Annotated in this window: 15 protein-coding genes and 1 tRNA gene; 2 read left to right on the top strand and 14 right to left on the bottom strand. The window is 66.6% G+C overall.

Going from position 1 to position 13327, the window contains the following annotated elements; all coding sequences use genetic code 11:
• Positions 1–54: 54 nt before the first annotated feature.
• The 7 genes from E8M83_RS08645 to E8M83_RS08615 all read right to left on the bottom strand — a co-directional run bounded on the left by E8M83_RS08645 (position 55) and on the right by E8M83_RS08615 (position 5977).
• Positions 55–1032 (bottom strand): FecR domain-containing protein, encoded by a 978-nt coding sequence (locus E8M83_RS08645; protein ID WP_137172956.1) that lies wholly within the window; start codon positions 1030–1032, stop codon positions 55–57.
• Positions 1033–1034: 2 nt separating this feature from the next.
• Positions 1035–1565 carry a sigma-70 family RNA polymerase sigma factor gene (locus tag E8M83_RS08640; protein ID WP_137172955.1) on the bottom strand — a complete coding sequence of 177 codons (531 nt, stop codon included), beginning with the start codon at positions 1563–1565 and terminating at the stop codon, positions 1035–1037.
• A gap of 69 nt (positions 1566–1634) precedes the next feature.
• A complete protein-coding gene (locus E8M83_RS08635; RefSeq protein ID WP_373995037.1) occupies positions 1635–2687 on the bottom strand; it encodes an aldo/keto reductase in 1053 nt (350 codons plus the stop codon).
• Positions 2684–3739 (bottom strand): quinone-dependent dihydroorotate dehydrogenase, encoded by a 1056-nt coding sequence (locus E8M83_RS08630; RefSeq protein ID WP_137172954.1) that lies wholly within the window; start codon positions 3737–3739, stop codon positions 2684–2686. Before E8M83_RS08630 ends, E8M83_RS08635 begins: the two co-directional genes overlap by 4 nt.
• 108 nt (positions 3740–3847) lie before the next feature.
• Positions 3848–4576: an arginyltransferase gene (locus tag E8M83_RS08625; protein WP_137172953.1), complete on the bottom strand. Its 729-nt coding sequence runs from the start codon at positions 4574–4576 to the stop codon at positions 3848–3850.
• Positions 4577–4638: 62 nt separating this feature from the next.
• Positions 4639–5394 (bottom strand): leucyl/phenylalanyl-tRNA--protein transferase, encoded by a 756-nt coding sequence (aat, locus tag E8M83_RS08620; protein ID WP_137172952.1) that lies wholly within the window; start codon positions 5392–5394, stop codon positions 4639–4641.
• 1 nt (position 5395) lies between these two features.
• Entirely contained in the window at positions 5396–5977 is a 582-nt protein-coding gene (locus E8M83_RS08615; RefSeq protein ID WP_137172951.1) for a zinc ribbon domain-containing protein, read from the bottom strand.
• 186 nt (positions 5978–6163) lie between these two features.
• Here E8M83_RS08615 and E8M83_RS08610 point away from each other — a divergent pair.
• Positions 6164–6240: transfer RNA gene (locus tag E8M83_RS08610), tRNA-Met, on the top strand.
• A gap of 198 nt (positions 6241–6438) precedes the next feature.
• Positions 6439–6852 carry a T6SS immunity protein Tdi1 domain-containing protein gene (locus tag E8M83_RS08605; protein ID WP_005665771.1) on the top strand — a complete coding sequence of 138 codons (414 nt, stop codon included), beginning with the start codon at positions 6439–6441 and terminating at the stop codon, positions 6850–6852.
• Between the two features lie 52 nt (positions 6853–6904).
• On the opposite strand, the gene E8M83_RS08600 is transcribed toward E8M83_RS08605, so the two are convergent.
• From E8M83_RS08600 to lspA, 7 genes are all read right to left on the bottom strand, one after another.
• Positions 6905–7801 carry a DNA-3-methyladenine glycosylase gene (locus E8M83_RS08600; protein WP_229491459.1) on the bottom strand — a complete coding sequence of 299 codons (897 nt, stop codon included), beginning with the start codon at positions 7799–7801 and terminating at the stop codon, positions 6905–6907.
• Positions 7798–8703, bottom strand: a complete 906-nt coding sequence (locus E8M83_RS08595; RefSeq protein ID WP_229491458.1) for a DMT family transporter — start codon at positions 8701–8703, stop codon at positions 7798–7800. The genes E8M83_RS08600 and E8M83_RS08595 overlap by 4 nt, the downstream gene beginning before the upstream one ends.
• Before the next feature lie 85 nt (positions 8704–8788).
• Complete coding sequence (locus tag E8M83_RS08590) at positions 8789–9784, bottom strand: XdhC family protein (RefSeq protein ID WP_137172950.1); 996 nt, start codon at positions 9782–9784, stop codon at positions 8789–8791.
• Positions 9785–9900: 116 nt separating this feature from the next.
• The gene (locus E8M83_RS08585) at positions 9901–10995 is read right to left on the bottom strand and encodes a M48 family metallopeptidase (RefSeq protein WP_137172949.1); all 1095 of its coding nucleotides are present in this window, start codon (positions 10993–10995) and stop codon (positions 9901–9903) included.
• An 18-nt stretch (positions 10996–11013) separates the two neighbouring features.
• Positions 11014–11463, bottom strand: coding sequence for a dUTP diphosphatase (dut, locus tag E8M83_RS08580; protein WP_137172948.1), 450 nt, complete (start codon positions 11461–11463; stop codon positions 11014–11016).
• Positions 11464–11481: 18 nt separating this feature from the next.
• The gene (gene coaBC, locus E8M83_RS08575; RefSeq protein ID WP_170976734.1) at positions 11482–12702 is read right to left on the bottom strand and encodes a bifunctional phosphopantothenoylcysteine decarboxylase/phosphopantothenate--cysteine ligase CoaBC; all 1221 of its coding nucleotides are present in this window, start codon (positions 12700–12702) and stop codon (positions 11482–11484) included.
• 24 nt (positions 12703–12726) lie between these two features.
• A complete protein-coding gene (gene lspA / locus E8M83_RS08570) occupies positions 12727–13257 on the bottom strand; it encodes a signal peptidase II (RefSeq protein ID WP_137172946.1) in 531 nt (176 codons plus the stop codon).
• Positions 13258–13327 lie beyond the last annotated feature (70 nt).

The raw sequence follows: 13327 nt of genomic DNA, 5'->3' as shown, positions 1-13327 counted from the left end.
AGGTCTTCACCCTGCTTTCCGAACGGCGCGCAAAAAGGGGAACCGGCCGCCGGATTATTTTCTCGGACCGACGCTGACCCACCACGGCAACACCTGGCGCGCCCGCACCGGCAGCGCCGCTTCCAGCATGGCGAGCGCCTTGTCGGTGTCGTGGATCGGGAAGGCGCCGACCACGCGCAGCCTGGCGATTGTGGGATCGCAGCCCAGGAAGCCATGCCGGTAGCGCGACAGCTCGGCCAGGAAGGCGTCCAGTGGCAGGTCGTCGGCGACCAGCATGCCCTGCGTCCAGGCCTCGCGGGTTGCCGGCAGGGGACGGGGCGCCGCGACGCCGTCCCGCGTAAACGTTATTTCCTGGCCGGGCTCGACAACCAGCATGGGGCCGTGGGCATCGAACGGCGTGACTTCGACCCGGCCTTCGCTCACGCCCAGGCGCGTGCTGCCGTCGAATTGCCGTACCTGGAAGCGGGTGCCGAGCGCGCGCATGCTGCCCTGGCGGCTGCGCACGACGAGGGGACGGCGCGCATCCTGGCCGCTTTGCAGCAGGATCTCGCCCCGGTGCAGCACCACCAGGCGCAGCGCGTCGTCGAAGCGCTGGTCGAGGGCCGTGCCGGAGTCGAGCCAGAGCCGGGTGCCGTCGGCCAGCACGGTCTCTCTGCGCTCGCCCACGCCGACGCGGTGCGATGCCTTGATCCCGGCGAGCGCCACCTGCACTTCTTCTTGCCGCGCCAGCTGCCAGCCAAGACCGGTGGTGATGGCGGCCAGCGCCAGCGTCTTGACCAGCTTGCGGCGCTGGCCCTGCGCCTGGCGCGCATGCAGGGCCGCGCCCGACGCCTCCGGCGTCTGCCTGGCGATGGCGACATGCTGGCTGATGGCTTCCACCCGCGCCCACGCCTGCCGGTTGCCGGCGTCCCGCGCCAGCCAGTCCTGCCAGCGCCGCCGTTCATCGTCGTCCACCGCGCCGGAGCGGAAGGTGGCGTACCACGCGGCCGCCTGTTCGAGCGTGGCGTAGGGGATATCCTGGGTGTCAGGCATGCTCACGCCAGCGCCGCGTGGAACGAGGACGCCGCCGTCAGGCAGTGCAGCATGGCCTGGGCCATGTATTTCTTGACCATGCGTTCGGACACCCCCAGCCGGGCGCCGATCTCGGCATAGGTGAGGTCGTGCAGGTGGGCCAGCAAGAAGGTTTCGCGCGGCTTCGGCGCCAGGGCGGCCAGGACGCGGTCGACTTCGACCAGGGTCTCGACGATGATGGCCTGGTGCTCGGCCGACGGATGCAGCGCCTCGGGGCGCTCCTGCATGGCGGCCAGCCAGGCGCGCTCGATGTCGGCGCGGCGCCAGTGGTCGACCACCAGCCCCTTGGCGATGGTGGTGAGATAGGCACGCGGGTTCGTGCCGGCGTCCAGCGCGCGCGGCCGCACCAGCAGGCGCAGGAAGGTGTCGTGGGTCAGGTCTTCGGCGGTGAAGGCGCAGCCCAGCTTGCGGCGCAGCCAGGCCTGCAACCAGCCGTGGTGGTCGGCGTACAGCGTAGTCAGCTGTGGCTGCGCAGTGGAATCGAGGCCCGCCATTCGGTGTCACCCGTATAATAATTGAGAATAATTCTCATTATTATATAGGTGTTGCCGAAGTCAATACAATTACTGGCCCGGATTGGTGATCCGGGCGTGGATCTCATCGATCCGCTTCACCACCTCGTCGCCCAGCACCACCTCGGCCGCATCGATGTTTTCCTTGAGCTGTTCGAGCGTGGTCGCCCCGACAATCGTCGATCCCATGAACCAGCGCGAATAGCACCAGGCCAGCGCCATCTGCGCCGGCGTCAAGCCGTGCTCGCGCGCCAGCGCCGCATACGCGCGGGTCGCTTCGAACACGCTTGGCCGCAGGTAACGCGGGCTCCAGGTCGGCGGATAGATCGTCAGGCGCCCGCGCGCCTGCGGGTCGTCGACATATTTTGCGCTGAGCTGGCCGAAGGCGAGCGGGCTGTAGGCCAGCAGGCTCACGTCTTCGCGGTAGCAGACTTCGTCGAGCAGCGTGGTCTCGAAGGCGCGCGCGGTCAGGTTGTACAGGTTCTGGACAGTGGCGATGCGCGGCAGGCCGTGGATCTCGGCCTGCTTGATGAATTCGCAGACACCCCACGGGCTTTCGTTCGACACGCCGATGTGGCGGATCTTGCCCGCCTTGACCAGGTCGCCCAGGGCGCGCAGCGTCTCTTCGATCGCCACGCCATCGCGCTCCTTGCGCGGATCGAACTGGCTGGCGCCGAAGATCGGCACGTTCCGGCTCGGCCAGTGCAGCTGGTAGAGGTCGATGTAGTCGGTCTGCAGGCGTTTCAGGCTGGCGTCGACGGCGGCGTGCAGGCTGGCTGCGTCGTGGTTATGCTTCGATCCGCGGATCCAGGCCTGGCTGGCATTCGGGCCGGCGATCTTGGTCGCCAGCACCAGCTTGTTGCGTCCACCGCGGGCCTTGAGCCAGGAGCCGATGAAGCGTTCGGTGGAGCCCTGGGTCGCCGCGCTCGGCGGTACCGGATACAGCTCGGCGGTATCGATGAAGTTGATACCGCGTTCGACCGCGTAATCGAGCTGGGCGTGCGCTTCCTGCTCGGTGTTCTGCTCGCCGAAGGTCATCGTGCCGAGGCAGACCGTCGTCACCTCGAGGTCGGTGCGTCCCAGCTTCTTGCGCGGCAGGCTCATTTCTTTTTCTTGGGCTGTTCGCGCAGGGCGTCGGCGCACTCGCGCACCAGGCGCGGGCCGGCGTAGATCAGGCCACTGTACAGCTGCACCAGCTGGGCGCCGGCCGCGATCTTCACTTTCGCATCCTGGCCGCGCATGATGCCGCCCACGCCGATGACCGGGATCTCGTCGCCCAGTTCGGCCTTGAGCGCGCGGATCACGATGTTCGATTGTTCGAACACCGGCGCGCCCGACAGGCCGCCGGCCTGCTGCGCATGCTTCATGCCTTCGACGTCGCGCCGGTTGAGCGTGGTGTTGGTGGCGATGACGCCATCGATCTTGTGGCGCAGCAGGGCGCCGGCGATGTCGCGGATCTGGTCGCCGTCGACGTCGGGCGCGATCTTGAGCGTGATCGGCACGTAGTGGCCGTGGTGGTCGGCCAGCCTGGTCTGTTCTTGCTTGAGTTGCGACAGCAGGCTGTCGAGCTCCGAGGCGCCCTGCAGCTGACGCAGGTTCTTGGTGTTGGGCGACGAGATGTTGACCGTCACGTAGCTCGCATACGGATAGACCTTGCGCAGGCAGTGCAGGTAATCCTCGGCCGCGTTCTCGATCGGCGTGTCGGCGTTCTTGCCGATGTTCAGGCCCAGCACGCCGCGCCGCTCCTGGTAGAAGCGCGAGGCCTGGACATTGGCCACGAAGGCGTCGACGCCGCCGTTATTGAAGCCCATGCGGTTGATGATGCCCTTGGCGCGCGGCAGGCGGAACATGCGCGGCTTGGGGTTGCCGGCCTGGCCGCGCGGGGTGACGGTGCCGATCTCGATCGAGCCGAAGCCGAGCGCGGCCAGCCCGTCGATATAGGCGCCATCCTTGTCGAGGCCGGCGGCCAGGCCGACCGGGTTCGGGAAGGTGATGCCCATGACCGTGCGCGGGTCGGGCAAGGGCTTCCTGAACGCGCCCGTCAGGCCGAGCGCGGCTGCGCGGCGCAGCATGGGCAGGGTCAGGTTGTGGGCTGCCTCTGCATCGAGCGAGAACAGTGCGGGACGAACGAGGGTGTACAGGAATTTGTCAGGCATGGGGGGCTCAATAAGGATCTCCCCATCATTTTAACTTGACGTGACCCCAGGACACGTATTCGAGTGTCGATGACTTTGTTAGCACTTGTATCACGCCGCCAGGCGGATTCAGCGCTGCAGGACGCCCCATTCGCCGTCGATGCGCGCTTCGAGCGGGCGGAAGTTGATCTTGTAGGCCATCTTGGGGCTCTGTTCGATCCAGTAGCCGAGGTAGACATAGGACAGCCCCAGCTCGTGGGCCTGGTTCACCTGCCACAGGATGTTGTAGGTGCCGTACGAGGCGTTCTCGACGTCGGGATCGAAGAAGGTGTAGACCGACGACAGGCCGTCGGACAGGACGTCGATGATCGACACCATGCGCAGGGTGCCGTCGGGCTCGCGGAACTCGACCAGGCGCGTGTTGACCCGGCTCTGCAGCAGGAACTGGGCATACTGGTCGCGGCTGTCCTGGTCCATGCCGCCGCCGACGTGGCGCGTGGTCTGGTAGCGCAGGTAGAGCGCGTAGTGCTCGTCGGAGAAGGCCAGGTTGGCCACCATCGCGACCAGGTCGCCGTGGCGTTTCCAGGCGCGGCGCTGGGTGCGGTTGGGGGTGAAGTCCTCGCACTTGACGCGCACCGGGATGCAGGCCTGGCAGCCATCGCAGTAGGGGCGATAGGTGAAGATGCCGCTGCGCCTGAAACCGTTCTTGACCAGCTCTGAATACACGTCGGCATTGATCAGGTGCGACGGCGTGGCGACCTGCGAGCGCGCCTGGCGCGCGTCGAGATAGCTGCAAGGATAGGGCGCCGTCGTGTAGAACTGCAGCGTCGCAAATGGCAGGTCGTGTAGGTGCGTCATGCAAAAACTCTCGAGACGACGTGGAATGGACCTATTCTAGCGAAAACCCGTCGGCGCCACCGTTAGCCATCCAACGGTGTCGCCGGCGCCTGGCTGGGCCTGGCGAGCGGCGGCGCGACCTGCCAGGTGTCGATCGGCGGCTCGCCGATGGCTGCGCGCAGGTGTTCCAGGAAGCGGCTGCGCGGGATCGGCGCCGCGCCGAGCGAGGCCAGGTGGCCGGTCTCCTGCTGGCAGTCGACCATCCCCACGCCGTTCTGGCGCAAGAAGGCCACCAGGTAGGCCAGCGCCACCTTGGAGGCGTCGGACACGCGCGCGAACATCGATTCGCCGTAGAACATGCGGCCGATGCAGACACCATAGGCGCCGCCGACCAGTTCGCCGTCGAGCCAGACTTCGGACGAGTGGGCGTAGCCGAGCGCGTGCAGGCCGCTGTAGCCGTCGATGATCTCGCCTGAAATCCAGGTGCCGGGGCCGTCGCGGCGCGGCGCGGCGCAGGCCCGCATCACATCGCCGAAGGCGCTGTCGAAGCGCACATCCCATCGTCCACCGCCCTGGCGGCTGCGCTCGACCTTGCGCAGGGTCTTGGCCAGGCTGTCGCTGACCTTGAAGTCGGCCGTGTACAGGACCATGCGCGGATCGGTGCTCCACCACAGGATGGGCTGGCCTTCGGAAAACCAGGGGAAGATGCCGTTGCGGTAGGCTTGCAGCAGGCGCGGCGGCGAAAGATCGGCGCCGGCCGCGAGCAGGCCGGGCGCTTCGGCCGTCAATGCCTTCGATACGTCGGGAAACGGCGTATCGGTCTCGAGCCAGGGAATCATGTCAGTCCGGTTCGCGTGGGGCGATCATCGGGCGATGGATGTCGCGGCTGTGAAAGCCGAAGCTGCCGCCCTCGCGCACTTTGATCCGGTCGGCGAAGAACAGTTCAAGCGTGGTGCGGATGGTGGGGAAGGCCAGTTCGTCCCAGGGAATCTGGTCTTCGGTAAACATCTGCACGTCGAGACTTTCGATGCCTGCCGCATAGTCGAGGTCGAGCAGGCGCGCCCGGTAGAACAGGTGGACCTGGTGCACATGGGCCACGTTGAGCAGGGTGAACAAGGGGCCGAGTTCGACATTGGCGCCGGCTTCTTCTTCGGTCTCGCGCGCGGCCGCCTGCTCGGTGGTCTCCTCGTTTTCCATGAAGCCGGCCGGCAAGGTCCAGTAGCCGTAGCGCGGCTCGATCGCGCGCTTGCACAGCAAGACCTGGAGCTGGCCGTCGCGCTCCCACACCGGGATGGAACCGACGACGAGCTTCGGGTTCTGGTAATGGATCGTGTGGCAATGGGTGCAGACGTAGCGCGGCCGGTTGTCGCCTTCGGGGATGGCCAGCAGGACAGGGTGGGCGCACTCGGAGCAGAATTTCATGGTCGTGTGACGAATTGGTATTGCCATTACTTTACACCGAATGTGGGGATGGCAGGGCAGGGCTGGGGTGCCACGCAGGCGTACATTTTGACGACAACCATGCCTTATATCGTGTTGCAATCGCACATGGCCGCCGTATTGCATTTGCCTAATGAGGGGAATGGGCGTATAATTCATTTCATCAGACGCGGGGTGGAGCAGTCTGGCAGCTCGTCGGGCTCATAACCCGAAGGTCACAGGTTCAAATCCTGTCCCCGCAACCAGATTCGAAGCCGCTGATTCGCAAGAGTCAGCGGCTTTTCCGTTTCTCAAGCCGCTTCTCGAGCGTCCCTTTCCCTGTCTTAACGGCCTCGACGCAGGTCAAACCCGCTCGCCTCTGGTGCAATGCACACAAGCCCGCCCGGTCCAACCCAGTGAGCCGCCGCGCGCATGCGCCATGGCGACATTCAGGGACGAAGACCATGATCGATGTAGACGACATCAACGAGGCCTGGGGCTGGGTCGGCATGAGCGCCGTCGAAGTACTCGGCGCCAATGCTTTCGGCAACCTCATCATCCGCGACGAGGACGACCATTTCTGGTGCCTGCGTCCGCAAGAACTGGTGTGCGAACCGCTGGCCCGCAGCCGCGCCGCGCTCGATGCGCTTGCCTACAATCAAGACTTTCTCAACGACTGGTATATGCCCGAGGCGGTGCGCCTGGCCGAGGCCGCGCTGGGGCCGCTGACCGAAGGCCGCAAATACTGCCTCAAGATTCCCAGCGCGCTGGGCGGGCATTATGGCTGCGATAACCTGGCCACGGTGCCGCTGGCCGAACTGATCCGGTTTTCGGGCGAAGGGGCGCAGCAGTTCGATGGCTTGCCGCGCTGGAACTGACCTGTTGCGCCGTTACTTTGTCCAGTGAGCCGACCCGGCGTCTCTGTCCACCCTACTTATCGCTCAGGCTGGCCCACAGGTAGGCGGCAGCCATGGTCCGATGCGGCGCGTAGCGTTCCAGCAGGCGCTGGGCTTCGAGCAGGGTCGGCCGCTGGGCGCTGCCCGTCAGCTTGTGCAGGGCGGCGCGCACCGCGACGTCGCCTTCCAGCGAGCAATCCGGGTAGCCATAGCCGCGCAACAACACGTAATTGACGGTCCAGGGACCGATGCCCTTGATCGCCAATAGTTCCTGGCTGACCAGGGCGGCGTCGCGTTCGCGCGCGAGCGACAGGCTGCCATCGACCGCCATGCGCGCCACGCGCAGCACGGTCTCGGCCTTGGCGGTCGAGAACTTGCGGCTGGTTAGGTCCTCCAAAGCAAGGCGGGCGACGTCCGGCGCTTCCGGATAGCACAGCAGACCGCTCGCATGCGGGCGGCCCGCCAGCTGGATCAGCGTGCGGCGCAGCGCGATCGCAAAGGTCAGGTTGATCTGCTGGCCGATGATTGCCCAGGTCAGGGCTTCGAACACGGTGGCCGATTGCACGATGCGCAGGCCCGGCTGGCGCGCGAGCAGCGGGCCAAGCACGGGATCGTCCTGCGCGAAGGCGGCGAAGGCGGCCGGGTCGATGCGCAGGCCCAGCACGTTCAATAGCGCGTCCCGGGCCATTGCTTGCAGATTGTCGCTGGCCGGCGCATCGAAGGCGATGCGGCAGCGCGCCAGCTGGCCGTCGAAGCGGATGTCGAGCAGGGTCGGCACGCCATCGAGCAGCACGCCCTTGCGCAGGCCGTCGGGGGCGACCTGTTCGGCCACGCCTTCTACATCGCGGCCATGGAAGGCGATAAGGTCGGCGACGCGGTAGCCCGGCGGCAGCGCAAGGTCAAGAGCGAGGTCGTGCGTCACCGCTTTCACTTGCCCGCTCCAGCCGCGGCGCCCAGGAAGCGCGGCTTGAAACCGGTGACCAGGGATGTGCCGAGCAAGACGATCGCCGATCCGACAATCGTGTGCCAGCCGATGGTCTCGTGCAGGAACAGCGCGCCCCACAGGATGCCGAAGATGGGGCTCAGGAAGGTCACGGTCAGCGCCGAGGTGGTGCCGACCTGCTCGATCAGCTTGAAGTAGATGATGTAGGCGATGCCGCTGCAGACCACGCCCAGGGCCAGCACGGCCGCCATGATGCCCATCGTCGGCTGGCCCGGCGCCGGCATGAAGGGCACCAGGGGCAGCACCACGATGGCGCCGGCCCACATCGAACCGTGGGCATTGGCGAAGGGCGCCACGCTGGGCGCGGATTTCGCGTACTGGCTGGCGATGCTGTAGCTGAGGGCCGCGGTCAAGGTCGCGCATACCGCCAGGCCGGCGCCCGAGCGTTCGATCACGTGGTCGAAGCCCACCAGCAGGGCCACGCCGCCGGCGCCGAGCAGCAGCCCGAGCGCGCCGCGCCTGGATACCGGCTGGCGCGCCCACACGGCCCCCACCAGCGCGCCCCACAGCGGCGCGGTGGCGTTCAGCACTGCCAGTACCGATGCCGACAAGGTGCGCGCGGCAAACGCGAACAGCAGGAAGGGCAGCGCGGAATTGAACACGCCGAGCATCAGGTAGTGCTTCCAGTGGCGCCGCACGCCGAGCGGCGCGCCCTGGCCGCGCCGGGCCAGCACCCAGCCCACCAGCGCCAGGAACAGCGCCGCGAAGGCGAGCCGGTACTCGATCAGCACCGCCGGCCCCAGTACGGGCGCGGCGATGCGCATGAAGAGGAAGGAGCCGCCCCAGATGGCGGCCAGCGCCACCAGGCGCAGCATGTTCGCGGTGTTCATCGGTAAAAAAAATGGCCTGTCAGGTAACAGGCCATTGTGGCAGGGCTGGCAGTTTCCTGCTCGCCGGTCCTTGCTTTTGAATCGGTCAGGCAGCGCTGGCCAAGGTCAGCGCCTCGGCATGCGGCACCAGCATCGTCTGCGGCACCGCGTTCTTCACGGCCGTCATCTCGGCCATGATCGAGATCGCGATCTCGGCCGGGGTCTTGCTGCCGATGTAGATGCCGATCGGGCCGTGCAGGCGCGCCAGTTCGGCTTCGGTCAGGTCGAACAGTTTGAGGCGCTCGCGCCGCTTGGCGTTGTTGGCGCGCGAGCCGATGGCGCCGACGTAGAAGGCGTCGGACTTGAGCGCTTCCATCAGCGCCAGGTCGTCCAGCTTGGGATCGTGGGTCAGCGCCACCACGGCGCTGCGCGCATCGAGCTTGGCATCGATCACCAGGTCGTCGGGCATGGCGTGCACCAGGCTCACGCCGGGAATCGAAAAGCCGCTGCGGTATTCCTCGCGCGGGTCGCACACGGTGACCCGGTAATCCATGCCGGCCGCGATCTGGGCCAGGAAGCGCGACAGCGGGCCGGCGCCGATGATGTACAGGCGCCAGCGCGGGCCGTGCAGGGTGTGCAGCACGCCATCCTCGATGCGCTGGATGGCGCTGGCCGGCGCCGGCTCGAGGCTGACCGCGCCCGTGGCCAGCTGCACGCGGCGCTCGACCAGTTCACCGCCATCGAGGCGCGCCAGCAGTTCGGGAATGCGGCTCTCGCTCGACAGCGGCTCGATCGCCAGTTCGATGGTGCCGCCGCAGGGCAGGCCGAAGCGGTGCGCCTCGTCGGCGCTGATGCCGTAGCTGATGATCTCGGGGAGGGAGAGTTCGATGCCGTTGTCGCGCACGCGGGCGATCAGATCGTCCTCGATGCAGCCGCCCGATACCGAGCCGACCACTTGCCCGTCTTCGCAGATGGCGAGGGTGGCGCCGACCGGGCGCGGGCTCGAGCCCCAGGTCTTGATCACCGTGACCAGCTGGCAGCGCTGGCCGCCGGCAAGCCAGGCGGCGCAGGTCTTCAGTACGTCGAGGTCGATGCTGTCCATGGTGTCGTGGCCGCCTTATGCGGTTCAGGTACAAGATGGACAATCATACAAAAAAAGCGGGCAGGGCGTCGGACCCGGCGTGCGCGGCGCCGGGGCCGCGCACGCCGGGGCAGCGCTTACGGCACCAGCGGCTTCTTGCCGCTCTTTTTGCCCTTGACCTCGGCCACTGCCTTGTCGATCGCCGCGATGCGTTGCGTGGTCGACGGGTGGTTGGCCGTGTAGCCGTTGAGGATGCGCGCCGGGTAGGTGGCGGCCAGCCGCTTCCAGAAGGCGGACGCCCCTTCGATGCGGTAGCCGGCGCGCGCCAGCAGGTAGATTGCCAGGCGATCGGCCGCCACGTCGTCGGCCACCGGCATGGCCTTGATGCCGCCGCTGCCGATCAGCATCGAGGTATCGGGCGTGATCGCGGTGAGGTTGTCGATGATGCTGCCGATGGTGGCCGCATTGCGCTGGGTAGCCGCGTGGCCCAGCATATTGTGGGCCATGGTGCGCGCGACCACGTAGGCCAGTTCATCGTCGTTCTGGGCAAAGCCCAGCATGCCGCGGGTGACCATCACGCGCGAACCGTCGGCGTAGGCGTTGATGTTGTCGGCGTTGCCCAGTTCGATGGCGAAGGCACAGGCGCGGGTGACCGGGATGGTCAGGTCGCGCCCGTTGCCATTGCGCTCGATCGACAGCGGCAGGGTGGCCTGCTTCGACATGATCGGGCCGAATACCGCGCCGGCCTGCGACAGGGCGTTAGGGCCTTCTGCCAGTTGCGTGCCGGCGGCCGCCAGCAGGCGGTCGCCCTGGCGCAGGCCGGCCTTGGCCGCGCCGCTGCCATTGAGGACGTTGGTCACCTGCAGGCGCTCGCCCATGCCGAGCACCACCCAGGCTGCCTCGTTGTACTGGCCGGGATAGGTGTGGCGGTTCTTGGCCGTGAAGCCGAGCAGGTTGCGCGCATGCTTGGTGCACAACTCGGCGTTGTCGATCAGGAGGGGGGCCGCGATCCGGTACAGGCGGTCGTGCTGGGTCGCCATGCGGGTGAGCGTGTCGGCGGCGGCCGCCATCTGCGGCGTGACCTGGGGTTTGCCCGGCGCCTGGTCGGGGATGACGCCAGGCGTGGTCGACGATTGCATGGGCCCTGGCGTGCTGCAGGCCGCGAGCAGGGCCGCGGTGGCTGCGACCAGGGCAGCGGACTTGAAGCGTTGAAGACAGTGCATTGGGATCATGGTCCTCCTCACGTGTTGTTATTGTTTGCCGGTGCTTCCGAAGCCTCCGGCGCCACGGTCGCTCGATGCGAACTCGTCCACCACGTTGAAGCCAACCTGCAGTACCGGCACCACGATCAGCTGCGCCAGGCGGTCCATCGGCTGCAGTACGAAGGTGGTGGCGCTGCGATTCCAGGTGGAGACCATCAACTGGCCCTGGTAATCGGAGTCGATCAAGCCTACCAGATTGCCAAGAACGATGCCGTTCTTATGGCCGAGCCCACTGCGCGGCAGGATCATCGCGGCATAGCCCGGATCGCCGATGTGGATGGCCAGGCCGGTCGGCACCAGCACCGTCTGGCCAGGTTCGATGGTGAGCGGCGCATCGAGGCAGGCGCGCAGGTCGAGACCCGCGCTGCCCGGCGTGCCGTAGGCCGGCAGTGCTTCTTTCATGCGCGGGTCGAGGATCTTGAGGTCGATATTCTTCATCTGATACTTGTCATGTGTTTAGGTAAGCAGCGAGCGCTGCTCGATGCGCTTGGCGATCTCGGATACCAGCTGGCGCGCCAGGGTGAGCTTGTCGGCCCGCTCGAGCACCGTGTGGCCGCTCTCGTCGAACAGGATCACGGTATTGTCATCCTGCCCGAAAGTCTGGTGGCCGATATTGCCCACCAACAGGGGGATGCCTTTCTTTTCGCGTTTCGCGGCGCCGTACTGTTCCAGCTGCTCGGATTCGGCCGCGAACCCCACGCAATACGGCCAGCCGGACAGCGTGACGGTGGCGGCGACGGACGCCAGGATATCGGCGTTCTGCGCGAATTCGAGCTGCGGCGGGGCGCCGTCCGCCGTCTTCTTGATCTTCTGGTCGCTGGCATTGGCCACCCGCCAGTCGGCCACCGCAGCCACACCGATGAACACGTGCTGGCCTTCCACGCCGGCCATCACGGCGTCGTGCATCTGCTGCGCGGTGAGCACATCGATGCGGCGCACGCCATGCGGCGTGGGCAGCGACACCGGGCCCGAGACCAGGGTCACTTCGGCGCCCGCCTCGCGCGCCGCGCGCGCCAGCGCATAGCCCATCTTGCCCGACGACAGATTGGTGATGCCGCGCACCGGATCGATCGGCTCGAAGGTCGGGCCGGCCGTGATCAGCACGCGCCGTCCGGCCAGCACCTTGTGCTGGAAGGAGGCAAGCAGTTCTTCCACCAGTTCCTCGGCTTCGAGCATGCGGCCCAGGCCCGTCTCGCCGCAGGCCTGCGAGCCGCAGCCCGGACCGAACAGGCAAATGCCGTCTTCAACCAGCTGCGCCACATTGCGCCGCGTGGCCGGGTTTTCCCACATCTCGACGTTCATCGCCGGCGCCACGTGCAGCGGCACATGGCGCGGACGCGCCACGCACAGGGTCGACAACAGGTCGTCGGCGGCGCCGTGCGCCAGCTTGCGCATGAAGTCGGCCGAGCAGGGGGCAATCAGGATTGCGTCGGCGTGACGGGTCAGGTCGATGTGGGCCATATTGTTGGCCATGCGCGCGTCCCACTGGTCCAGGTAGACCGGTTGGCCCGACAGCGCCTGCATGGTGACCGCGCCAATGAAGTGCGTGGCCGCTTCGGTCATGACGACCTGCACGCTGGCGCCCTGCTTGACCAGGGCGCGGCACAGTTCCGCCGCCTTGTAGCAGGCCACGCCGCCGGTCAGGCCAAGGACGATCCGCTTGCCTTTCAGCTCCATGATGGTTCTCCTTACGACGTGCGGTTAAGACTTGTTCACGCGCCGCAGTTCGTCCAGCACGAACAGCACGGCGCCCACCGAGATGCCGATGTCGGCGATATTAAAGGCCGGGAAGTGGCCGATGCCGGTCCAGTAGAAATCGAGGAAGTCGATCACGTGGCCGTGCACCACGCGGTCGATGCCGTTGCCGATCGCGCCCGCCATGATCAGCGACAGCGCAAAGCAGAACAGGCGCTGGCTCGCGTTCTTGGACATCATGTAGATGCAAAATACCACGGCGCCGATGGCGATCCCCAGGAACAGCCAGCGCTGCCAGCCGCCGGCGTCGCCCAGGAAGCTGAACGCCGCGCCCGGGTTGTATACCTTGATCAGGTTGAAGAAGCCGGTGATCGGCAGCGTTTCGGCATACGCGAAAGTGCGTTCGACGGTGATCTTGGTGACCTGGTCGAGCAGGACGATGATCAGCGCCAGGCCGATCCAGGGAAACAGGCTCGCGCCGGTACTGCGGGTGACGAGTTTCGGACCTGGTACAGCGGATTTCTTTTTGGTTGCCATGGTGTGTGGTGTCGGTACGCGCCATGCCGCGCTTGGCGCGGCATGGCGGCTAAACCCGCGGGTCGTTCAA

The sequence above is a fragment of the Massilia sp. HP4 genome (assembly GCF_005222695.1).
Lineage (GTDB): Bacteria > Pseudomonadota > Gammaproteobacteria > Burkholderiales > Burkholderiaceae_D > Telluria.
This window is presented reverse-complemented; position numbering and strand designations above follow the sequence as displayed.